18 protein-coding genes are annotated in these 22804 nt (G+C 64.0%); 13 read left to right on the forward strand and 5 right to left on the reverse strand.

Annotation, left to right across the window (positions count from 1 at the left end; translation table 11 throughout):
• Positions 1-203: 203 nt before the first annotated feature.
• Positions 204-1184 carry a LacI family DNA-binding transcriptional regulator gene (locus J3481_RS12875; protein WP_206832652.1) on the reverse strand — a complete coding sequence of 327 codons (981 nt, stop codon included), beginning with the start codon at positions 1182-1184 and terminating at the stop codon, positions 204-206.
• Between the two features lie 302 nt (positions 1185-1486).
• Here J3481_RS12875 and J3481_RS12880 point away from each other — a divergent pair, with 302 nt between their 5' ends.
• Entirely contained in the window at positions 1487-2803 is a 1317-nt protein-coding gene (locus J3481_RS12880) for a Gfo/Idh/MocA family protein (protein WP_206832651.1), read from the forward strand.
• Positions 2804-2907: 104 nt separating this feature from the next.
• Here the strand turns inward: J3481_RS12880 and J3481_RS12885 are convergent, their stop codons facing one another.
• Together J3481_RS12885 and J3481_RS12890 are read right to left on the reverse strand one after the other, a co-directional pair.
• Entirely contained in the window at positions 2908-3990 is a 1083-nt protein-coding gene (locus tag J3481_RS12885) for a multicopper oxidase domain-containing protein (protein WP_206832650.1), read from the reverse strand.
• Between the two features lie 11 nt (positions 3991-4001).
• Positions 4002-5081: a multicopper oxidase family protein gene (locus J3481_RS12890; protein WP_206882499.1), complete on the reverse strand. Its 1080-nt coding sequence runs from the start codon at positions 5079-5081 to the stop codon at positions 4002-4004.
• Between the two features lie 119 nt (positions 5082-5200).
• Here J3481_RS12890 and J3481_RS12895 point away from each other — a divergent pair, with 119 nt between their 5' ends.
• Positions 5201-5431: a hypothetical protein gene (locus J3481_RS12895; RefSeq protein ID WP_206832506.1), complete on the forward strand. Its 231-nt coding sequence runs from the start codon at positions 5201-5203 to the stop codon at positions 5429-5431.
• 53 nt (positions 5432-5484) lie between these two features.
• Here J3481_RS12895 and J3481_RS12900 read toward each other — a convergent pair whose 3' ends face one another.
• A complete protein-coding gene (locus J3481_RS12900) occupies positions 5485-7188 on the reverse strand; it encodes a M3 family oligoendopeptidase (RefSeq protein ID WP_206832505.1) in 1704 nt (567 codons plus the stop codon).
• 131 nt (positions 7189-7319) lie between these two features.
• Between J3481_RS12900 and J3481_RS12905 the strand changes: the two genes are divergently transcribed.
• On the forward strand, positions 7320-9263 hold the full coding sequence (locus tag J3481_RS12905; RefSeq protein WP_206832504.1) for an AMP-binding protein: 1944 nt from the start codon (positions 7320-7322) through the stop codon (positions 9261-9263).
• A gap of 17 nt (positions 9264-9280) precedes the next feature.
• On the opposite strand, the gene J3481_RS12910 is transcribed toward J3481_RS12905, so the two are convergent.
• A complete protein-coding gene (locus tag J3481_RS12910; protein WP_206832503.1) occupies positions 9281-10468 on the reverse strand; it encodes an acyltransferase in 1188 nt (395 codons plus the stop codon).
• 656 nt (positions 10469-11124) lie between these two features.
• Here J3481_RS12910 and J3481_RS12915 point away from each other — a divergent pair.
• The 10 genes from J3481_RS12915 (at position 11125) to hpnE (ending at position 22729) form a co-directional block, all read left to right on the forward strand.
• Complete coding sequence (locus J3481_RS12915) at positions 11125-11664, forward strand: small multi-drug export protein (RefSeq protein ID WP_206832502.1); 540 nt, start codon at positions 11125-11127, stop codon at positions 11662-11664.
• 327 nt (positions 11665-11991) lie between these two features.
• Positions 11992-13887, forward strand: coding sequence for a 1-deoxy-D-xylulose-5-phosphate synthase (gene dxs / locus J3481_RS12920; RefSeq protein WP_206832501.1), 1896 nt, complete (start codon positions 11992-11994; stop codon positions 13885-13887).
• A gap of 37 nt (positions 13888-13924) precedes the next feature.
• A complete protein-coding gene (gene fni / locus J3481_RS12925) occupies positions 13925-15019 on the forward strand; it encodes a type 2 isopentenyl-diphosphate Delta-isomerase (protein WP_236011668.1) in 1095 nt (364 codons plus the stop codon).
• Between the two features lie 110 nt (positions 15020-15129).
• Positions 15130-16140, forward strand: coding sequence for an adenosyl-hopene transferase HpnH (gene hpnH / locus J3481_RS12930; protein ID WP_206832500.1), 1011 nt, complete (start codon positions 15130-15132; stop codon positions 16138-16140).
• Entirely contained in the window at positions 16122-16763 is a 642-nt protein-coding gene (locus tag J3481_RS12935) for a phosphorylase family protein (RefSeq protein ID WP_328702138.1), read from the forward strand. Before hpnH ends, J3481_RS12935 begins: the two co-directional genes overlap by 19 nt.
• Positions 16748-17737 carry a hopanoid-associated sugar epimerase gene (gene hpnA, locus J3481_RS12940; protein ID WP_206832499.1) on the forward strand — a complete coding sequence of 330 codons (990 nt, stop codon included), beginning with the start codon at positions 16748-16750 and terminating at the stop codon, positions 17735-17737. The genes J3481_RS12935 and hpnA overlap by 16 nt, the downstream gene beginning before the upstream one ends.
• Positions 17738-17773: 36 nt before the next feature.
• Entirely contained in the window at positions 17774-19669 is a 1896-nt protein-coding gene (gene shc, locus J3481_RS12945; RefSeq protein WP_206832498.1) for a squalene--hopene cyclase, read from the forward strand.
• A gap of 8 nt (positions 19670-19677) precedes the next feature.
• Complete coding sequence (gene hpnC / locus J3481_RS12950) at positions 19678-20553, forward strand: squalene synthase HpnC (protein ID WP_206832497.1); 876 nt, start codon at positions 19678-19680, stop codon at positions 20551-20553.
• Positions 20550-21419, forward strand: a complete 870-nt coding sequence (locus J3481_RS12955; RefSeq protein WP_206832496.1) for a phytoene/squalene synthase family protein — start codon at positions 20550-20552, stop codon at positions 21417-21419. Before hpnC ends, J3481_RS12955 begins: the two co-directional genes overlap by 4 nt.
• Entirely contained in the window at positions 21386-22729 is a 1344-nt protein-coding gene (gene hpnE / locus J3481_RS12960; protein ID WP_206832495.1) for a hydroxysqualene dehydroxylase HpnE, read from the forward strand. The genes J3481_RS12955 and hpnE overlap by 34 nt, the downstream gene beginning before the upstream one ends.
• Positions 22730-22804 lie beyond the last annotated feature (75 nt).

Here is a 22804-nt window from a genome sequence, read left to right on the forward strand (position 1 = left end):
GGTTTTTTTTTTTATACCCCCCGCTGGGGGTGCGCGCGCGGGGCGCGGGCGGCCGTCGCCGGGGGCTATCAGGTCCTGTGGGGGGGCTATGTGGGGGCCGCCGGCGCCCACCGCGAAGGCAAACCGCTGACGCTCGCCGAAACGGGTCTCTTCTACGGCGGCTGAGCGCGGCAGCCGCGTGCGCCGCGAAGGACGCCGAAGGTTCAAGTGTCGTCTCGGTCGGGGGCCCGTTCCACGGATGCGCGCGGGATCAGGATGGGCTCGATCACGTGCGCGTCCGGTCCGGGCTTGCCGTCGATCATGTCCACGACGCGGTGCGCCGCGAAGTCGGCGACTTCCTCCAACGACGGCCCCACGGTGGTGATGGGCACCTCCGCGAACTGCATGTCGGGCAGATTGTCGTAGCCAATCAGGCTGACGTCCTGCGGCACCCGATAGCCGAGCTCCAGAAGCGCGCGCAGCGCCCCTTTGGTAATGAGGTTGTTCAGGCCAATGAACGCCGTTGGCATGGGGACATCGGGCCGCGCATAACGAATCGCTCGATAGCCGCCTTCGAAGGTCGGCTCCGCGGGATAGAGCCAATCCAGAGACGGCGTGAGTCCCGCCTGCTGCACGGCGTCCAGAAACGCCCGCACCTTGATCTCCTGCGAACTCCCGATAAAGCCAATTCGCCGATGTCCAAACGACCGCAGGTACTCGACGGCCTTCGCAATCCCGGCGCGCCGGTCAAAGCGCACGTGTGGTAGCGGGACGGGCTCGTCCGTGCCAATGACCAGCGTCTTCGCTTGCCACCGGCCGAGTTCTTCCATCAGGTGCGGGTGGCGCGAGACCAGATCGGCCCAGATGACAAGGCCGTCCGCGCGCATCTGATTGAGCAGGTCGATCTCGTCCGGCGAAATGGCGATGACCATGCGGTAGTCGAGCGCGGCGAGCGCGCGGTGAAGCTGGATGGTGAGGTTTGCGAAGATGGGGTTTCCCAGATTCACGAGGCCGAAGCCGATGAGCCGCGTGCGCCCGGAAACCAGGTGGCGGGCCAGCAGGTTCCGCTGATAGCCCATGCTGCGCGCAATCTCCAAAATGCGCCGCTTCGTCTCCTCCTTCACCAGCGGGCTGTCGTTCAGCGCCTTGGAAACCGTGCTGTAGCTGACGCCCGCGCGTTCCGCGATATCCTTAATGCTCACCATGGCGAGTCTCCCTCAATCCGAAGTCACCGGCGTGCGCCCGTGAACGCAGCCATAAACCCGTCTCTGATCTCCTCGACATTTTAACACAAATAACAACGTTATTAAAGATTCGTTGCAAACATTCGCCGTCCAGCGCGCGACTTCGACGGGTATCGACCGGATACGCCTGATTTGTGTCCGAAAAAGACAAGAACAAATGAAAACGTGGTTATTGATAGCCGCAATGAACTGTGCTATGTTTGAGCAACAATGAGATTCAATCAATTAACAACGTGGTTATTCACGAGGGGTGACGCACCGCCATGACCAACTACTGTATCGTCGGGCTCGGATCGCGCGGCATCTCCATGTTCGGGCGCGATCTCGTCACGCACTACCGGGACGTCGCGCGCATCACCGGGCTTTGTGATCGCAATGAGGGGCGCATCCAGTACGCGCAGGAGGTGCTGGGGAAGGACATTCCCGGCTTCACGGATTTCGATCAGATGCTCGATACCGTCGAATGCGACTGTGTCATTGTCACAACGATGGATGCGACGCACGATCACTTTATCGTGAAAGCGCTTGAACGAGGTAAGGACGTGATCACGGAAAAGCCGATGACCATCGACGCGGAGCGGTGCAGGCGCATCCTGGAGGCCGAGCGGCGCAGCGGCAAGACGGTGAGAGTCACCTTCAACTATCGATACGCGCCGTATAAGACCGAGATCAAGCGGCTGCTTCAAGAAGGAATCGTGGGCGAAGTCCATTCCGTGGAATTCCGCTGGTATCTCGACACGGTGCACGGGGCCGACTACTTCCGGCGCTGGCACGCCGAGAAGAAAAACTCCGGCGGGTTGTTTGTGCACAAGGCCACCCACCACTTCGACCTGATCAACTGGTGGCTCGGCCTTGAGCCGCAGGAGGTTGTGGCCATGGGATCGCGGCATTACTACGTGCCGGATCGCATGCCTGGGCACGGCGAGCGCTGCGCCACGTGTCAAGTGGCCGACGCGTGTCCGTTCTACCTCGACCTTGGGCGCGACGACACGCTCAATGCCCTCTACAAGCAGGCGGAGGCGTACGACGGCTACCATCGCGATCAGTGCGTGTTTTCAGAGCGAATCGACATTGAGGACACCATGGGGGCGTTGATTCGCTATCCGAACGGCGTGCAGGCCACGTACATGCTGACCGCGGCGACGCCGTTTGAAGGTTGGCAGGTGGCCTTCAACGGGAGCCTCGGCCGGCTCGAGGCCTTTGAGCCGGAGTACTTCATCACCGAGGCGGATTCGACAGACTTCGCGCGACGGAGTTCGAAGGACGTGCGCCGCACGGTCGACTGGCGGTTTGGCGATCCGGCCTCAGCCGACGAGGTGCGGGAACTCGAGATTCGGTTTTATCCCCTCTTCGGAGGTGTACAGGTGTTTCGCGTGCCGCATGTCCGGGAGGGCCATGGGGGAGGGGATCGGCGCCTGAAGGATCACCTGTTCCGCGGCGTCGAGAGCGATCCTTACGGACACGTGGCCGGCTCGCGGGCGGGCGCCATGTCCATCCTCATCGGCGTGGCCGCCAATTTGTCCATGGCCACCGGGCAGTTTGTGCGCATCGCCGACCTCCTCGGCGAGATTCCGCACTGACAGACAGAGACCAGGCAGACAGGCCGAGGGGCATCCGCCCCGCTCGGCCTTTTTCAATGGAGGCGGCTGTCCGCGAGGGAACCGGCCGCGCCGCCACGCAGAGATCACTTCACGTGGATGAACGTCACAAGTCCCCCCATCATGTCGACCTCGTCATCGGGGTTCATCATGTGATCGAGAATGTGACAGTGAAACATCCAGTCTCCGCGCACGTTCGCCGAAAACTCGATGTCCGCGGTTTCACCCGGAGCGATGGCGAGCACGTTCATCGGCCGCGGCACGGGCAGCCGTCGGCCGTCTTCAGCCAACAGCCAAAACGTGGTCTCGTGGACATGCATCGCGTGGTAACACATGGAGCTCGCGTTCACGATGCGCAGGACGACGCGGCTCCCGTACGGCACGGTCAGTTCCGGTGCGCTCGGATAGGGTTTGCCATCCAGGCCGAACGCGTTCTCCGTCGTCGATCCGTCCACCATCCACGCGTCGATCTCGAACAGCGCATCCACCTTGGCAGACGGGTACAGCGAACCGCGCGCCGGATCGACCAGCAAGACGCCGTGCAGCCCTTGGTCGATCTCGCTCGCCATCTCGGTGCCGCTTTCATAGAGGTGCGTGCCGATCATGTCTGGGGTGACCGTGAAGCTGTACAAGCGCTCGCCGCCTGGGGGGATGGGGCGCTCGGTCACATCGCCCAGGCCCAGCTCGGAAGCAGCCAAAGGCAAGCCCTGAATATGCAGCGTGGTGGGCTCGTTCAGTTCATTCTTCAGCAGGATCTGGACGCGATCGCCGACGCGCACGCGGATCACGGGCCCGGGGATCTGGCCGTTGTAGCCGCACGCGACCACCGCCTTGCCAGGATATAAATACCAGTTGACCTCGCTTGCGACGAGCGTGAATCGCTTGATGCCGCCCGGCAGGATCTCGGGGGCCATCCCCTGTTCGTCCATCACGCGGACGGCGTCTTCGTTCTGTTGGCGAATGAGCGAGGGCGTGATCGACAGGGGCCCCGCGTCGGGTACACCTTGCGGACTGGCGAGCGATCCCATGGTGCTCGTCGGTGCCATGGACATGCTCGCCGCTCGAGCGCTTGTTCCCGCGCGGAGGTCATCGGACGCGTGAGTCGAGCACAGGGCGAACGCGGCGGCGCCCACCAGAGCGGCTCCTGTCATCCGCAAAGCTTTCCGCATAGGGCACCTCCTCATGGGATCACGTGGATGAGCGTCATCATTCCGCCGACGGGATCGGCGTCGTCATTCGGATTGATGAGGGAACTCGCAACCGTGTCGTGGAATGGGAAGGTTCCGGTCCGATTTGCCGTGAATTCGACGTCCACCGTTTCGCTCGGCGCGATGGAGACCACGCTGACCGTCTGGGGATCCGGCTGCGGTTGCCCGTCTTCGGCCACGATCTTGACGTCGTATCCGTCGATGGTCATGGCGTGAAACGTCTCCGCGCACGCGTTGACGATGCGGAGGTAGACCGTCGTACCGCGCTTGACCGTCAACTGAGGCGTGTCCGGATACGCCTTGCCGTTGATGAGAAACGTGTTTTCGTTGTCCGATCCGTCCTGCTTGCCAGCGCCGAGCACGAACAGGACGTCGCGGACGTGGCGCATGGACGGCGGAACGGTCTTCGGATCGACGATGATCACGCCGTTCAGTCCCGCGTCGACCTGATAGTCGTCGTCGTAATGGCTGTGGTACCAATGCGTGCCGATCATTTGACTCGTGACGGTGAATCGGTACACAAAGGTGCCCCCGGGCTGAATGGCTGGCTCTGGGAACCCAGGCACGCCGTCCATGGCGTTGGGGACCGCGAGGCCGTGCCAATGCACGGTCGTCGGTTCCGGGAGATCGTTGTGAACCACGATTTCGACGCGATCGCCCACCTGTACGCGGATGAGCGGCCCTGGGATTTGGCCGTTGTAGCCCCATGCCCAGAGGTTGACGTTGCGGTAGAAGTTCCACCCGAACTTGGACCCAGTCAGCGTGAACTGTTTGACGCCGCCCGGCAAGATGCGGGGCTTGAGCGCCACCTCGTTCATCAGGTTGACGGCGTCCTGCTCCTCTGCCTGAATTTGAGCCTTCGTGAGCGAAGGTGGAGGGGTCGGGGGCGGTTGGTCGTCTCCTGTCGCGTTCTGCATGTCCATGGTGGTGGCTCCACTTGCAATCGGCGCATCGGCTCGATGCAGCGCGACATCGCACATGCCGCCCAGGAGAGCGGCCGCAAATCCCCATGCCGCCGCCACCGCGGCTTGCTTAAGGCGTCTGCGTCGCACGGTTCAGGACCTCCAAGGTAAGTCTCGCGCGGGAAAACGCTAATGGTATGATGAAGGGTGCGTATGAAGGAAAGGCTCCGTTTTTGTGAAGGCCACGTAAAATTTGAGGAGGACTGTCCATGTGGTGGCTCCGGGGATTTGGGGCGTCGCATGTCTTTTCGCGAGGTTTCTTTTCTCATAGCTACGGTTACGGATACGGGGGTTACGGCCTCGGGCACATGTTTCTGAACGGCCTGGTGCATGGGCTCGGCTTCGGCATCGGTTACGGGATTGCGAGGCACATTCCATTCACGCTCATCCTGGTCATCGCCATCATCGCCTTCGTGTGGTGGCTGGCTCGCAGGCGGTGATTGGGGCCCTAGCCGAGGCCGGCTCGGGCCCATCTTCGGAGGGACCGGTTCGCTCAGGAGGACAGTCGCCGTTCGAGTTGGTTCAAGGTGTCTCGAATGCGCGGCACGACGTCTGCGAGCGTGGATTCGTCAAACGGCGAACGCAGGCCGGCCTCGGCCACCAGTTCGAGGAATGAGCGGCTGCCGCCCAAGCTGCACAGGCGGAGGTACGAGTTCCAAGCTTCGGCCGGCTGCTCCTGCATCCAGATGAAGTACTGCAGCGCGCAGACCTGCGCGAGCGCATAGTCGATGTAATAAAACGGATAGTTGTAAATGTGCAGTTGGCGCTGCCAGAAACCGCCCTCTTCAAGATAGGGAATGCCTTCGTAAAAGCCATCGCCCCTGCCCAGGTACGTGCGCTCCAGCTCTCGCCACTTGGTCTTTCGGTCGGCCGGACTCAGGTTCGGCTGTTCGTAGACGGCGTGCTGGAATTCGTCGACCGCGGCCATGTAAGCGATGGACGCCACGGAATCCGCGAGGTGCGTGTAATAGAATTTGTCCGCATCCTCTTGGAAGAAGAGCGGCATCCACTTCCACGTGAAGAACTCCATGCTCATCGAGTCGATCTCGGCCGCCTCGGATGTCGGGAAGAAGTACTCCGGCAGTTTCATGTCGCGCGATTGGTACGCCTGAAAGGCATGGCCCGCCTCGTGCGTGAGCACGGTCACATCGCCCAGGGTGCCGTTGAAGTTGGCGAAGATAAAGGGCGCCTTGGCGTTCGGGATAAAGGTGCAATAGCCGCCGACACGCTTGCCGTCGCGGCTCAGCAGATCCATGAGTTCGTGATCCAACATGAACTGGAAGAACGCGTCCGTCTCAGGCGACAGCTCTCGATACATCCGGCGGCCGTTTTCCAGAATCCACGCCGGGTCTCCCTTGGGCTGCGGGTTGCCATCGCGGAACCAGAGGCTGATGTCGTGCATGCGCAGGGCGTCGACGCCAAGTCGTTCACGCTGTTTTTCGCGGATCTCGGCGGCGAGGGGCACGACGTGCTTGCGGATGGCCTCCCGAAAGGCGGCGGTTTCCGCGGGGCCGTAGTCCGTTCGGTTCATGCGGTCGTAGCCCATTTGCACAAAGTTTGCGTATCCGAGCTTGTGAGCCATGGCCGTGCGCATGCGGACGAGATCGTCGTAGATTTGGTCGAAGGCGTCGCTGTGTTCGTGGAAGAAACCGAACATCGCCCGAACGGCGTTTTCCCGCGTTTCCCTGTCCGTGGACTGGGTGAATTTCACCATCTGGCTGAGGTTGTACGTCTCTCCGGCAAACGGGATGCGCGCGCTTGCCACGAGCTGATTGTAGTCGGTGACGCGTGCGTTCACCTGCTGCAGATCTTCCACAATCGCGTCGCCGAACGATCTCGTCTGCACCTCGGCCAGACGAAACCACTGCCGTCCGAGCCGCTCCTCGAGAGCTGGGCGGTGCGGCGAGGCGATGAGCGCCTGGCGCAGCCGGGTCTCAAGCGCTTCCACTTCCGGCGATGCCTCGTCGAAAAACGCCTTCTCCGCCTTGTAAAATTCGTCCCGCGTGTCGATGGAGTTGCGGATGTACGCGAGCTCAAACATGGTCTGGAAGTCCATACGGAGGCGATTCACTTCCTGCAGGGCATCGAGCGCGGCCTCGGGCGTGGTGGCTGCCTCAAATTCGTCGATGAGCCGCTGAACGTCGTGTTTCAGCCCTGCCAGGTCCGGACGCTGATACTTCATCTCGGAGAACTTCATGTGCGGTCCTCTCCCACTCGTCAGAAATGTCCGTCCGTTCCAGCATACCATAAATGGGCGTATCCGAATGCGCCAGGCCGTGCTACACTGGTGCCACAAGCGCCGACTTTGCGATGTGATAGGAGATGACGATGAAAGCGCTATCTTCTCATGATCGTTGGAGCAGGCCTGCCATCTATTTGCTGAACGTCACCTTGCACACTCGGTTTCGAGAGACCTTGGCGCTCTTTCCGGCCGATCTTCCGGTCTTCGTCAACGACAAGGTGAAGGAGCGCTACGCGGCTTCGTTGGGATCGCGGCGGGTGGCCGTGATCGACGCCGAGCGGCCCATCACGCTCAAGCCGCTCATGGAGGCTCTGGCGGACGGGCCCGCGCTCGTCGCGCTCGACACCGATCAACGAGGCTTTCAGGCCGTGGCGCGCTACGCCACCGAAAGGAAGATTCCGGTCATTCCGGTGTACGGCCACTCGCTTGTCATCGGCGAGGATCGCCCATTGCCTTTTGACGATCCGCGTTCGGCGCTCAACATCCTGCAACAGTTTTTGCTGGACACCTACATGGGGCCGCGCGCGCCCGAGACGGTCAACCTGTTCGATGAACTGGTGCGATCCGCCCGGTATTACGGGGAGGATCGCGTGATCGTCAAAGACATGTCGAATCACGCCCGCTACCGGGACGTCCTCCTTCAGAGTTACGTGCTCGGCACCGCGCTGCGACGGCTCCTCCACCATCGCCAGCGCGTGGGCGTCATGCTTCCGAACTCGGTGGGGCACGTGGTGGTTCTGTTCGCCATGTTCTACGCAGGGCTGACTCCGGTGATGCTCAACTACTCGAGCGGGGTGCAGACCGTGGTGGACGCGTGCGAGACGGCGGACATCGACGTCATCCTGACGGCGCGAGAGTTTATCGAGAAGGGACAGCTGCAGGAGCTCGAGCAGGCGCTCTCGGCGCGGTACCAACTTCATTACATGGAGGACGTGCGCAAGCGCATCGGGATGGGCGCCAAACTGGCCGGGATGTGGGCCTTCGCCCGCCGCCGGCCGGCGCATCCCGGCGCGCGGGAAATCATCCTGTTCACGTCGGGCAGCGAATATCGGCCTCGCGGCGTGGTTCTGTCGCACGGGAACATTTATGCCAACGTGCAGCAGACGCGATCCGTCATCGACTTCGGCACCGAGGATCGCATGCTGAACGCCATGCCCATGTTCCACTCGTTTGGGCTCACGGCCGGAGCCCTTCTGCCGCTCATCGCGGGCATCCAGGTCTATCTGTATCCGTCGCCGCTTCACTATAAGCGCATTCCCGAGATCTGCGGGCAGGAGCGATCGACGATTCTCTTCGGCACGTCGTCCTTTCTGGAGAAGTACGGGCAGAACGCGACGCCCGACCAGTTTGCGCACCTTCGCTACGCGGTGGCCGGGGCCGAGCGCCTGAAGCCCGAGGTGGAGCAGGCATGGCTCGCGAAGTTTGGGCTTCAGATCATGCAGGGCTACGGTGCTACCGAGACGTCGCCCATCTTGTCACTGGATACGCCCATCAACCACAAGCAGGGTTCCGTGGGGCGATTTCTGCCGGGCATTCGCTGGCGGCTCGAACCTGTGGACGGGATCGATCAAGGGGGACTGCTCCACGTGCAAGGGCCGAACGTGATGAAGGGCTATCTCGTGCATGGGGAGGGCTTCGTTCAGCAGACCGGGTGGTACAACACGGGAGACGTCGTCGACGTCGATGAGGACGGGTTTGTAACGATTGTGGGCCGGCTGAAGCGGTTCGCCAAAATCGCCGGTGAGATGATCTCGCTCAACCTCGTCGAACAGCTGGCCGCGCGCGCCTATGGCGATCCGGCGTTTGCCGCCGTCTCCGTCCCGGATGCGGCGCGAGGCGAGCGGATCGTGCTGGTGACGACGCACAAGGGCCTGAGCCTCGCTCCCATGCGCGATCTCGTCGATGGCCTGGGGTACTCGCGCATGCACGTCCCGGCGGAGATCCGCGTGATCGACGAATTTCCTCTGCTCGGAAGCGGGAAGACCGACTATGTGACGTTGCGAGCGATGGTGGAGAAGGGGCGCGGATGAGGCGCCCCTGAGGCCCATCAGGCGGCGTGCCGGACCGATTCTCCAGGGACTCTCCGCCGCTTGGTCGTGCGGCCGACCACGTAGGACACGAAGGGGATCTTCATCAGGATGTACGCGACGAGCATCGACGAGAAATAGGCGAACAAGATGGCCGGAGGCAACAAGGCGTAGTGGAGCCACACGGGGATCCCGCGGCCGTCGAGATCGTCGATCACGACTTCCATGGCATACAGCGGAAACGGCTGAATGAGATAGATGCCGAACGACGTCTGGGAAGCCGTGCGGACGAAACGCGAAAACGCGCGCCAGCCGGGCAGTTCTCGGCGCTTGGACCAGGCCAGGCCCGCGTACCAAAGGGCGCATGTCACCACGAGGCTGTACGGCACCATGATGGGCTGCAGCACCAACTCGGCGTCGTCCTCGCTGTCGTGCAGGACCAGGCGTTCGAGAAAGTAGTGTCCGAATAGCACGGCGAGCGAAGCGGCCAAGGCGACGAACAGGGCCTTGCGGTGCCGTTCCATCCATCTGACGACGTCGTCGTAGTGGCAAGCCAGGATGCCGCCGGCAATGAACCAGAATTGGTACATCAGCAGATTTCGATCCCGGTACGTGTACAGATCGTACAACCACTTCGGCCATCCGTTGGGCGTGAGGTTGTCGAGCACGTTCTGATTGAGCCACATGAGGCAGATCTGCAGTGCGAAACTCGCGACGAGAAGATGTACGTGGTACTTGGTGGAGCGCCGGATGGCGACGAGCAGGAGCGGGAATATCAAATAGAACTGCATGGAAACCACGAGAAAATAGAGGAAAAACATGTTGCCCGTCAAGAGGTTGTGGACCACAGCCGGAAACAGATTTGACCAGGTCCATGTGTAGTCCGGCGTGAGCCCGGCCACGAACGCGATGTACGCGAGAGTCCATACCACGTACGGAATGACGATGAGTTGAAATCGTTTGCGCCAAAACGTGAGCGGCCGAAAGGGATCCTGTTGCATGTAGGTGGTGAACAGAACCACGCCGGTCACGAACATGAACGTCTCGCGCGTGAAGTGGGTCGCCGTGATGAGAGATCCGAGCGTCAAAAAGCCGATGGTGCCGTCGTTGTTGAGCACGTTGAAGAACGACAGCGTGTGGACCGTGAGAACGCCGAGGATCACGAACGCCCGCATGAGGTCGACTTCGTACAAGTATCGCTTTCCCACGAGCACCTTGCCCCCTCTTCTCTCTCGCGAAGCTCACCTATTGTACCGGACCCATCTCGAACTTGCTTCGAAAAAGCAAGCAAATGCGCAAACGGCCCGGGCGAGCGCGCGGACGCCGAGTCGTTTCGCGTACCATCGTGTGGGTTCACGGCCTGAGGCGTGGGGCGGCTGGCGGCCACAGTCCCGCGGGGTTGAGCAGCGCCTGTTCTCGAGAGGACGAAGCCGCGACGTAAAACACGTCAAAGCCGCCCGTCACGGGGTTGGGAGCTGATGGGACGGACAAAACGAGGTTGCCGTCCGCCATGTATCCTCCGTTCGAAGGTTTTAGGCGCGGCACGACTCCATTGAGCAGGCGTTTCGACCGAGCGGATTCCTCGGACGCGCCGGCGAACCCAACATACGAGTCCGCGCCTCAAAATCTCATCAAAAGAAACGCGCGAGCGGAAGCGGCCCACGGGTTCGCATGCGCCGGCCGTGACGTTCGTAAGTATTAGGAAGGAACAAGCCCGCATCCGCTTCGCCCCGATTGAGGTACAATGCATGGAAAAGGTGCCTCGCTCGTCTTCGCCGCGTTCAACGTCCGGTGCGCTTTCCATCCCATGCCGCAGTCGTCAAGCTGCTCATCGCACGCCCCATCACGCCTGGAGGTGTGGCAAGTGATCCGTTCATGGACCTCCGTCGTGGCTCGACTCCCGTTCTGGCGGCTATTGCTGTACAGCGCCGCGGTCTCCACCCTGTTCTTTGCGGGCAGTCTCGCGCTCGGATTCAGTCAAGGGCGCGTCTGGTCGACCCTTTCGCTCATCGGCACGTCCATCGTTCTCGAGGCGCAGCCTGCGGCGGCCGCCAGCATTCCGCTTGGGTTCGATCCGCCGACTGGCGCGGGCATCTCCATCCTCGCCAATATGATCGCCGTGCCCATCCTGATGGTCGGGATGCGCCACGTGATGCATCGGTTTCGGTTTGTGCGCAAGCGCATGGAGAAGGCCGAGGCCCTTTCGCGCAAGTATGGCAAGTATGGCGTCTGGGTGTTGGCGCCCCTGTGTCCGCTGCTTGGCGCCTATGCGTGCTTGGCGATTGGCAGCGTTCTGCGGTGGCACCCGCTGCGCGTGCTGTCCGCGGTCGTGATCGGCATGGTGGGTTCGACATTTGTCATCGCGTACGGGGGATTCGCGCTGTTGAGGCTGTTCCACGTTTGATGTCGTCGAGTTGGACGGGCGGTTGGGCGTATACGCTCGTCCCGGCTCGCATATAGAACATCGAGGGCTTCGGCACCGGGGGCGCGCCGCCTCGCGCAGGCAAGCCGTCGGACAGGAAGCGTTGCAAATTGCTTGTTTGGTACCACGAAAAATTCCGTGGCGCAATTGCGGTGGCACACCTGACTTTGGTACGCTTTCATGTAAGAACAGGCTTTATCGATTCATGATGCGGAACACCTGTTGGGCAAGGGGGTGTGAGCGCGCGGATTTGCCTGTGCAAAACGTCCTGAGGCGGAGGCGTCAGTTTCACACTCTGGTGTAATCGAGGTGTTGACTACGTTACTCGATTCCATTCACGACCCAAAAGACCTGAAAGAACTCAGCGAATCGCAACTGGTGACGTTGGCTCAGGAAATTCGCGACTTTCTCGTCACGTCCATCTCGAGGACGGGCGGGCATTTCGGCGCCAACATGGGCGTCGTGGAACTGACCATCGCGCTGCACCGGGTGTTTGATAGCCCTCGAGACAAGATCATCTGGGACGTCGGCCATCAGGGGTACGTACACAAGATCCTCACGGGCCGCAAGGACATGTTCCCGACGCTCCGCAAACTGGGCGGGCTTGCCGGGTTTCTGAAGCGGTCGGAGAGCGAGCACGATCCGTTTGGCGCGGGCCACTCTTCCACGAGCATTTCGGCCGCGCTCGGCATGGCCGTGGCGCGCGATCTGCGCAATGAGGACTATCATGTCATCGCCGTGATCGGTGACGGGGCGCTCACGGGCGGCATGGCAATGGAGGCCATGAACCACGCGGGCGATCTCGGCACCGATCTCCTCGTCATTTTGAACGACAACGAGATGTCCATCTCGAACAACGTGGGCGCGGTCTCGAAGTACCTCACCCGCCTCCGGTCCGATCCGAATTATGCGCGCGCCAAGCAGGACATCGATCACCTGCTCCGGCATCTGAACAACGTCGGTCAAAAGGTGACCAAAGTCCTGGATCGCGCCATGGAAGCGGCGCGGCACATGATTTTGCCGATCACGCCGTTTGAAGGCTTCGGATTCAAGTACATCGGCCCGATCGACGGCCATGACCTTCGGCAGCTCATTCCGGTGCTCGAGCGCGTGAAGGAACTCAAGGGGCCCATTCTGCTCCACGTCTTGACCCAGAAGGGCAAGGGTTATCCTCAGGCGGAGAGCTCCGAGGACAAGTGGCATGCGTGGCCGAGCGCAGCCAAACCGAATCAGGCGCCTTCGTACACGAGCGTGTTCGCGCAGACCGTCGCGGAGATGGCGAGGAAGGACGAGCGGATTGTGGTCGTCACGCCCGCCATGCTGTCCGGCAGCGGGCTGGTGAAATTCCAGAAGGAGTTTCCGACCCGGACGTTCGACGTGGGCATCGCCGAGCAGCACGCCGCGACGTTTTGCGCGGGGCTCGCCGCGGCCGGCAAGCGCCCGATCTTCGCCGTCTACTCGACGTTCCTGCAGCGCGCATACGATCAGACCATCCACGACATCTGCATTCAGAACCTCCCCGTGGTGCTCGCGGTCGATCGCGCCGGGATCGTCGGGCCGGACGGGGAGACGCACCAGGGCGTCTTCGACATCGCGTACCTGCGCACGGTGCCGAACATGTCCATCATGATGCCCAAGGACGAGAACGAGCTGCGGCACATGTTGTTCACCGCCATGCAGCACGACGGGCCGGTGGCCGTGCGGTATCCGCGCGCGGACGGCGTCGGCGTGCCGATGGATGAACCGTTGCACGCGCTCCCCTGGGGCAAGGCCGAGGTGTTGCGCGAGGGCCGGCATCTCACCATCGTGGCGCTTGGGCCCATGGTCCCCGAGGCCATGAAGGCGGCCGAGCGGCTGGCGGCCAAGCATCAGATTGAGGCGACGGTCGTGAACCTGCGCTTCGTCAAACCGCTCGACGAAGAGTTGCTCCTCAGCCTGGCGCGCACCGGGCGCCCGATCCTCACCGTGGAGGAGGCGTCGCTCGCGGGGGGGATGGGTTCCGCCGTGGCGGAGCTCCTGCTGGATCGAGGCGTCCTCGTGCCGATGCGGCGCAAGGGCGTGCCGGATCACTTCGTCGAGCACGGCGGCCGCGACGAGGTTCTGCATCGGCTGGGCCTCGACGCGGACGGCATCGCGGAGGAAGCGCTCGAATTGTTGCGCCAAGCCGGGAAGGCGCCGCACGCGCTCAACCGGGTGGGCACGTGACAACAGCCGGCCCGGCGGAGGAAAAGAGGGAGGCCGTATGACGTTGACGCGAGACGTCCGGCAGCGGCGCAAGGTGGAGCACGTGCACGCCGTTCAGGCGCTTGGCGATCCGTCGGGCGTCTCGAACGGATTCGACTGCGTGTCGCTCGTGCCTTGCTCCGCGCCGGAGGTGGCGTGGGACGACGTGTCCCTCGCCACCCATCTCTGCGGTATCCGCCTGGAATCGCCGATCATCATCAACGCGATGACGGGCGGCGCCGATGAAGTCTACGACATCAATCGCAAGCTTGCCCAGGCCGCGCGCCGCCACGGCCTGGCCATGGCCCTCGGCTCGGCGTCGGCGGGGCTCGCGTCGCCCGAGGTGGCCTACACGTACCGCGTGGTGCGGGAGATCCACCAGGACGGCGTCGTCATTGCCAACGTGGGCATGGGCACGCCCCTCGAGCGGGCCCGTCAAGCCGTCGAGCTGGTGAGCGCCGATCTGCTCCAGGTCCATTTCAACGCCGCGCAGGAGCTGTTTATGGCCGAGGGCGATCGCGACTTTCGCGGCGCGCTCGCGGCGCTGGAGGAGGTTGCGCGCGGCGTGGGCGTTCCCGTGGTGGCCAAGGAAGTCGGGCAAGGCATCTCGGCGGAAGACGCGGTGCGGTTTGTCGAAGCGGGCGTAAACGCCGTCGACGTGGGCGGCCTTGGCGGAACCAACTTCATTGCGGTGGAAGCGTGGCGGCGCGGCGCCGAGATCGACGAATTCTGGCATCGATGGGGACTGCCGACGGCCGCGTCGCTGTGCGAAGTTGTGGCCGCCGTCGGGGATCGGGCGGACGTGATTGCTTCTGGGGGCATTCGGACGGCGCTGGATGTCGCAAAGTCGATGGCGCTCGGCGCGAAGGCGGTCGGGATCGCGGGTCCGCTGGTACGGCTGGTGACGCAGCCGAACGGGGAAGAGCAACTAAATCGTTTTATTGAGAACCTTCACTTCGGCCTCCGCGCCCTGCTCGTGCTCACCGGCTGCCGCGATTTCTCCGACTTGCGCGGCAAGCCCGTCGTCATCCTGGGTTGGCTGCGGGAGTGGCTCGCGGCGCGCGGGCTGGAGGCGTGGGTCGACGCACGCGGGTGCGTCTCGCACAGGGCTTGACGGCGGGCTCGCGCCATTTGCGATCGCGCCAAACCAGAGATATCCTTTTCTTCAGATGGCCTTTTTCTACGTTTTCATTTGTCGAATCGGATTGAGGAGGAGGGATTCGCATGGCGCGACAGTCGTTCTCCGCAACGGTCGACATGGTGAAGTACCTGGCGAAGAACCGCATCAAGGGCATCAAGCGGTATCCGATGGTCCTCATGCTCGAGCCGACGGAGCTGTGCAACCTCACCTGCACGGGCTGCGGGAAAATCAGGCAGAGCCCGGACGTCCTCAAGATGCGGATGACCGCAGAGGACTGCTTCAAGGCCATCGACGAGTGCGGTGCGCCCGCCGTGTCCATCGCTGGCGGAGAGCCGCTCGTGCATCCCGAAATCGTCGAGATCGTCAACGGCATGCTGGAGCGGCGGAAGCTTGTCATGCTGTGCACAAATGGAATCCTTTTGCACCGCGTCCTCGACAAGCTGAAGCCGCACCCGAACTTCACCTTCGTCTTCCACCTGGACGGCAAGCGGGAACACCACGACAAGATGGTCGAGCGCAAAGGCGTGTTCGACATCGTCATGAAGGGCATCAAAGCCGCGAAGGAGCGCGGGTTTCGGGTCGCCACCAACACCACGCTGTACAAGGGCGCGAGCGCGGAGGACACGGCCGAGCTGCTGCTCGAGCTCATGGAGATGGGCGTGGACAACTGCATCGTGTCACCCGCGTTCACGTATGAGGAAGTGGATCCGTCCCACAGCGACATCTTCCTGCACCGCAAGGAAGTGCACCAGCTGGTGCGCGACATCATGGCCCGCTGCGGCGACCGCATCCGCTTCTACGACACGCCCATCTACTTCGACTTCCTGCAGGGGAAGCGGGAATTGCGCTGCACGCCGTGGGCGATGCCGAACCGCAATCCGAAGGGCTGGAAAGGTCCCTGCTATCTGCTGACGGATGAACACTACGAGACGTTCCAGGAAATGATGGAGAAGACCAACTGGGACGAATTCGGCTATGGCGAGAACCCTCGCTGCGCGAGCTGCATGATGCACTCCGGCTATGAGATGGCCGCCCTGAAGGCCCTGACGCCGCGCGACACCTGGCGCCTCGTGCGGTGGTTCTTCGCCTCGTGACGGTGCTCGTCGTCACCGCGCTCGGGTTTGAGCGCGCGGCGTTCGCCCACTTGGCGGGGCGCTCCGGATGGCGCGTCGCGTCGACGGGCGTCGGGCCCGCGCGCGCGGCCGACGGGCTTCAAAAGCTCATCCAGGCCGAGCGGCCCGAGCTCGTCATCGGCGCTGGCGTGTGCGGCGCGCTCGTGGCCGAACTTCGTCTGGGCCACCTCGTCCTGCCCTCGGAGGCGGTGACGCCGGAAGGCGAGCGGGAATCGCTCGCCTTGGATGAGAGGCTCTGCCATCTCGCCCAGCGCTTCGCCGACAGGTCGGGCGGCGCGGTCCGCATCGGCGATCGCATCGCCTCGGTCGCGCGCGTCGCCTCGACACCCGGCGAAAAGCGCGACCTGGCCCGGCAAGCGGGGGCTTCTGCGGTCGATCAGGAGACGTTCGCGTGGGCGCGCGTGGCGCGAAGCGCGGGCATTCCGTTTTTGGCCGTGCGCGTGGTGTTGGACGAGGCCGACGAGCACCTTGTTTCATGGCGGCCGTCCACGTGGCTCGGGGCTCTGCGCCTGCCCGCAAGGGCGCTTCGCGCCCGGCGAACGCTTCGCGCTTTCGGGAGGGAATGGCCATGCTGGCGTTCGTGACCGGTGGATCCGGCTTTGTGGGCTATCACGTCGCCCGAGTGTTGGTCGAGCACGGACACCGCGTGCGCGCCTTGGTGCGCGATCCCGGCCGCGCCCCGCACCTGAAGGCGCTCGGCGTCGAGATGATCCAGGGCGATCTCGCCACGGGCGACGGGCTTTTGGCCGGGATCGACGGCTGCGATGCCGTGTTTCACGTGGCGGCGCACTATTCGCTCGATCCGCGCGACGACGCGTTCATGTACGCGGCGAATGTGGACGGAACCCGGCGCGTGTTGGAGGCGGTCCGGCAGGCGGGCGGCCCGCGGCTCGTCTACACGAGTTCCACGGCCGCCGTCAAGTTGCGCTCGGACGGGCGCCCATCGACCGAGGCGGACGGCTTCAACGATCCCGACCGCGTCGTCAGCACCTACAAGCGGACCAAGGTCCTCGCTGAGCGCCTGGTGATGGACGCGGCGGCTCTGGGGATGGACGTGGTCATCGTCAATCCGTCCACGCCCGTGGGGCCTTACGACGTGAAGCCGACGCCGACAGGGCGGATTGTGCTGGACACGATGCGGGGCAAGATGCCCGGCTACGTGGAGACCGGCCTCAACCTGGTGGCGGTGGAGGATGTGGCTCTCGGCCACCTGCTCGCGTATCAGCGCGGTCGCGCGGGGGAGCGGTACATCCTCGGCAACCGGAACATGCACTTCGGCGAGCTGGTGAAACTCATCGCGGAGCTCGCCGGACAGAAGCCCCCGCGGCTCAAGATTCCGTTTTTCGCGGCCATGGCGTACGCCGTGATCGACGAGCGGGTGCTGTCGCCACTTTTGAAGCGGCCCGCGCGGGCACCCGTGGCGGGCGTCAAGCTCGCGCGTGAACCCATGTACTTTGACGCGTCGAAGGCGGTGCGGGAGCTCGGACTGCCGCAGTCGCCCGTGGAAGACGCGCTGCTTCGCGCCATCGCGTGGTTTCGGAGCGTGAACATGGCCTGACGCGATGGCCATAACACGGTGAAAGGGGGAGGTCGGATGGCTGAGCAGTTGGTGGAAGCGCCGGCCTACGCGCGGACGCTGGACCGCGCGGTGGAGTATCTCCTCTCCTGCCAAAAGGACGAAGGCTACTGGTGGGGGCCGCTTCTGAGCAACGTCACGATGGAAGCGGAATACGTCCTGTTGTGCCACATTCTCGATCGCGTCGATCGGGATCGCATGGAAAGGATCCGGCGCTACCTGTTGCACGAGCAGCGGGAAGACGGGACGTGGGCCCTGTATCCGGGCGGTCCGCCGGATCTCGACACGACCATCGAGGCCTACGTCGCGCTGAAATACATCGGGATGTCGCCGGACGAGGAGCCGATGCAAAAGGCGCTCCGGTTCATCCAGAGCCAAGGCGGGATCGAGTCCTCGCGTGTCTTCACGAGGATGTGGCTGGCGCTCGTGGGGGAATATCCTTGGGAGAAGGTGCCGATGGTGCCGCCCGAGATCATGTTCCTCGGCAAGCGCGTGCCGCTCAACATCTACGAGTTCGGGTCGTGGGCCCGGGCCACGGTGGTGGCGCTCTCCATCGTGATGAGCCGCCAGCCGGTGTTTCCGCTGCCTGAGCACGCCCGGGTGCCGGAACTGTACGAGACCGACGTGCCTCCGCGGCGCAGGGGCGCCAAGGGCGGCGGCGGGCGCGTGTTCGACGCGCTGGATCGCGCTTTGCACTGGTATCAGAAGCTCTCGGTGCATCCCTTCCGCCGCGCGGCCGAAATCCGAGCCTTGGATTGGCTCCTCGAGCGCCAGGCCGGAGACGGGAGCTGGGGCGGCATCCAACCGCCGTGGTTCTACGCGCTCATCGCGCTCAAGATCCTCGGCATGACGGATCACCCCGCGTTCATCAAGGGCTGGGAAGGTCTCGAACTCTACGGCGTCGATCTCGACTACGGCGGCTGGATGTTTCAGGCGTCCATCTCGCCGGTCTGGGACACCGGCCTCACCGTGCTCGCGCTCCGCGCAGCGGGGCTCCCTGCCGATCACGACCAGCTGGTCAAGGCGGGCGAGTGGCTCTTGGAGAGGCAGATCACCGTCCCCGGCGACTGGGCGGTCAAGCGTCCCAACCTCAAGCCGGGCGGCTTTGCGTTCCAGTTCGACAACGTATATTACCCGGACGTGGACGACACGGCGGTCGTCGTCTGGGCGCTCAACAGCCTGCGCTTGCCCGACGAGCGCCGCAGGCGCGAAGCCATGACGAAGGGCTTCCGCTGGATCGTCGGCATGCAGAGTTCCAACGGCGGGTGGGGCGCGTACGACGTCGACAACACGAGCGACCTGCCGAACCACATTCCGTTCTGCGACTTTGGCGAAGTCACGGATCCGCCGTCGGAGGACGTCACGGCCCACGTGCTCGAGTGCTTCGGAAGCTTTGGTTACGACGACGCGTGGAAGGTCATTCAGCGCGCGGTCGAGTACCTTAAGCGCGAGCAGAAGCCGGACGGCAGTTGGTTTGGCCGCTGGGGCGTGAATTACCTATACGGCACCGGCGCGGTGGTGCCGGCGCTGAAGGCGGTCGGGATCGACATGCGCGAGCCTTTCATTCAGAAGGCGCTCGACTGGATCGAGCGGCATCAGAACCCGGACGGCGGTTGGGGCGAAGACTGCCGGTCGTACGAAGATCCGTCCTACGCGGGCAAGGGGCCGAGCACGCCTTCGCAGACGGCGTGGGCGCTCATGGCGCTCATCGCGGGCGGTCGAGCGGAATCCGATGCGGTGCGGCGCGGCGTGCAATACCTCGTCGAAACGCAGCGCCCAGACGGCGGCTGGGATGAGCCGTACTACACCGGCACCGGCTTCCCGGGCGACTTCTATCTCGGCTACACGATGTACCGCCACGTGTTTCCGACGCTCGCGCTCGGGCGTTACAAGCAGGCTGTCGAACGCAGGTGAGACGTGCGATGGGAACTGTGCCAGTCGAGCTCCGGGGCGACTTCGAGGTTTGCCGCCAGCTCACGCGGAGCCACTACGAAAACTTCTCGGTCGTGTCGCTGTTCGTGCCGCGCCATCTTCGTCCGCACTTTTATTCGATTTATGCCTTTTGCCGCGGCGTGGACGATCTCGGCGACGAATATCCGGGAGATCGCATGGCGGCGCTCGATGCCTACGAGCAAGAGCTCAGGCGCGCGTTCGCGGGCGAGGCCACCACGCCCGCGTTCCGCGCGCTTCAGTTCACCATCCGCGCCTGCAACCTGCCGATGGAGCCGTTTCTTCGGCTCATCGAGGCCAATCGGCGCGATCAGCAAAAGCACACCTACGAAACCTGGGACGAGCTTCGCGACTACTGCCGATACTCTGCCGATCCCGTCGGCAGGCTCGTGCTCGGCGTCTTCGGCTGCCTCGACGAGGAGCGCGCGCGCTTGTCGGACGCCACCTGCACGGCGCTGCAGATCGCCAATCACATGCAGGACATCGAGCGCGATCTCGCCCTCGGCCGGATCTACGTTCCTCGCGCCGATCTGGAGCGCTTTGGCGCCAGCCTCGACGACATTCGCGCCCGCCGAGCGACGGACGGCGTGCGCAGGGCGGTCGAGCTCGAAGTGGATCGCGCCCAGGCGCTGTTCGACGAGGGCCGCGGGCTGGAGGCGCTCGTGCCGCCGCGCCTCGCGCGCCAGCTCAAGCTGTACCGCCTCGGCGGGGAAGCGATTCTCGCGGCCATTCGCCGCCAGGGCTGCAATCCGTTTGCCGGCAGACCCGTGGTCTCGGGCAGGCAGAAGCTCCGCATCGCGCTCTCGGTGCTCGCTTTTGGCGCGAAAGACGAGGGAGGGTCGGCATGAATCTGGATCAGGCCTACGAATACTGCGCGCGGCGCACGCGCGAAGCCGGCAGTTCCTTTTACTACGGCATGCGCATGCTGCCGCCCGCCAAGCGCCGCGCCATGTACGCCATCTACGCCTGGAGCCGGCTCTGCGACGACGCCGTCGACGATCACACCGGCGCCGATGCCGCCTCTCACCTCGCGACCGCCGAGCGGATCTACCAGGACGCGTACGGCGACGACTATCGAACATCGCCTCATCCTGTCGTGCTGGCACTGGGAGACGCCGTGCGGCGGTACGGCATCCCTGCGGAGCCGTTCGCCCACCTCATCCGCGGCATGCGCGTCGACATGGCGCCCGTCCGCCTCAAATCGCTGGCCGATCTCGACGCCTACTGCGACGACGTCGCCGGCACCGTGGGGCTGATGTGCGTCCACATCTTTGGCTTTCGCGATCCGCGCGCTCTCAATCTCGCGCTCGACATGGGCCGGGCGCTGCAAATCACCAACATCCTGCGCGATCTCGGCGAAGACCTCGCGCGCGATCGCGTCTATCTCCCCGAGGAGGAGATGGAGCGGTTCGGCTACTCCTTGGCCGACCTCGCGGCGCGCCGCATGACGCCTGCCTTCTTCGCGCTCATGCGGGCGCAGGCGGAACGCGCGAAGGCGTACTACGCCCGCGCCGCGGAACTGTTTTCACTCGTCGAGCCGGACAGCCTGCGCTGCCTCAGCATGTTGTACATCATGTACAGGCGGCTGCTCGACAAGATCGAAGCGCGCGGCTTCCGCGTGTTCGACGAGCGCATTTCGCTCACCGGATCGCAGAAATTACGGCTCGTGTGGGGGGTCCTATGGAACAGGCGAGCGATCGGATCATCGTCGTAGGCGCGGGCTTCGCCGGGCTTGGCGCTGTGCACCGCCTGCTCGAAGCCGGTGTTCCGGGCGAACGCATTCTCCTGCTGGAGCGCGCGCCGCACGTGGGCGGCCGCGCCTTTTCCTTTGTGGATCGGGAGTCGGGCCACGTCCTGGACAACGGTCAGCACGTGCTGCTCGGCTGTTGCACGGCCTTCATGCGCCTCTTGAACCGGCTCACCCGCCGGCCGGGCGTCCGCTTCCAACCGCTCCTGTCCATCCCGGTGTACGCCGGCGGGCGCTGGAGCGCCATTGAAAGCCGGCGCCTGCCCGGCCCTCTTCATCTGCTTCCGTCGCTGCTCCAGTATCGCCACGTGTCGCTCGACGGACGGCTCCGCATCGCGCGGGCCGCACTTGCCATGCTCGCCGCTCGACCCGGCCAGCTCGACGCGCTGTCGTTCCGCGCTTTTCTCGAGCGCCACGGGCAGACGGACGAGGTCATCCGCCTTGTCTGGGATCTCGTCGGCACCGCCATTCTGAACGGTCATGCCGACGACGTGTCCGCGGGCCTTGCCGTGGAGGCCTTCCAGATGGGCTTCCTGAATGGCCCCGAGCCAAGCCGCCTGGGGCTCTTCACGCGCCCCCTCGGCGATCTCGCCGCGGAAGCGGTCGAAGCGCTGAAGGAGCGTGGGGTCGAGTGCCGGCGCGGCCGCGCGGTGGCGCTTGACGTGGGCCCAAGCGGCGCGATGGGCGTGCGGCTCGCGGACGGATCGGCCCTTCCGGCGCGTGGCGTCATCCTCGCGGTGCCTCACGATCAGGCGCGGATCCTCCTGCCCAAAGGCGCCCTCGCCTCGGCAGAACCGCTGTTTCGCATGCGCTGGAGCCCGATTCTGAACGTGTATCTCGAGTATCCGCGCGCCGCGATGGAGGCGGACGTTGCCGCCTCGTTCGCGATGGGCGGGATGTTTGTCTTCAACCGCGGGAGGCTCTTGGGAGATGCCGATCTCGACGGCCGGCTGTTGTCCATCTCCATCTCGGCTGCCGACGCGTATCGCTCGTGGGGGGCGGACGAGATCGCGCGGCAGGTGGAGACGGCGCTTGCCGAGATGTTTCCCGTCGCGCGAGAAGTGCCGGCCGTTTGGCGCAAGGTGGTCTGGCAGCCGAAGGCAACGTTTCTGGCGGAACCGGGGATGGGCCCCGCTCGCCCAGGCGTTCGCACGCGCGTCGCGGGGCTGTATGTGGCCGGGGACTGGGTGGACACGGGTTGGCCCGCCTGTCTGGAAGGCGCCGTGCGAAGCGGGGAAATGGCGGCCGCGGCCCTGTGCGAGGACGGATGGGCGTAGAGGCCCGGCCCGTGAGCTTCCGGCGTCCCGCGGCTGCGCGCTGGTTTCGATGCGGTTTCAAGGTTTGGGAAGCAT

It is taken from the genome of Alicyclobacillus fructus (assembly GCF_017329605.1).
Taxonomy (GTDB): Bacteria; Bacillota; Bacilli; order Alicyclobacillales; family Alicyclobacillaceae; genus Alicyclobacillus; species Alicyclobacillus fructus.